2 protein-coding genes are annotated in these 669 nt (G+C 38.9%); both read left to right on the top strand.

All coding sequences use genetic code 11. The features are described 5' to 3' along the window. On the top strand, nucleotides 1-537 hold a 537-nt coding region (locus tag B5E79_RS13260; RefSeq protein WP_206393231.1), incomplete at its 5' end, for a transposase. Next, a partial coding sequence (locus B5E79_RS13550) for a hypothetical protein (RefSeq protein WP_143746803.1) occupies nucleotides 458-669 on the top strand: 212 nt, incomplete at its 3' end. The genes B5E79_RS13260 and B5E79_RS13550, both read left to right, overlap by 80 nt.

Here is a 669-nt window from a genome sequence, read left to right as displayed (position 1 = left end):
GATGATACCGTCGCATATATAACACGCTATACCAACAGACCTGTCATGGCAGAAAGCAGAATTGTAGAATATAATGACACGACCAAAATGATTCATTGGTTCTATAATCGTCATGAGGATGACAAAAGAATCGATGTCACTGAAAGAGTTGAGAGATTCATCCAAAAAGTCATCAGACACTGTCCGGATGAAAACTTCAAGATGACTCGCTACTATGGATTCTATTCCAACAGGTCGACCAGACATTACAATAGAATGGCTGAGCTTCTGGCTCATAAGCAGAAAAAGGAAACACAGTACAAGAAGGAAAGACAGGCCATCGCAAAAATTCAAATCCAGAAGACACATTTCCGTTATTTTATGATACAATCATTTCAGAGGGATCCCATCAAATGCAGATGTGGAATGATCATGAATTATGCTGAAACATATAATCCCTTTGAAGGAGGACGGAAGAATGACATCCCGTACAAAGAAAGATGCATCTACACATCAAAATATCTCAGAAGTCAAACCATTAACGCCAGAAGAAGTTGATGAAATGCTTCTCCATGATGACACATATGAATCAGATAAGGTACTTATGAAATGTGACAGATGCGGATGTGAAATGGAACTTGACGGATACATATTAAGTGAAATAGCGGAGGCTGATGGAGATGATGAACT

This window comes from Massilimicrobiota sp. An134 (assembly GCF_002160815.1).
Classification (GTDB): domain Bacteria; phylum Bacillota_I; class Bacilli_A; order Erysipelotrichales; family Coprobacillaceae; genus Allocoprobacillus; species Allocoprobacillus merdigallinarum.
Note: the sequence above shows the minus strand (reverse complement) of the source record. Positions and strands in the feature narration are given on the sequence as shown.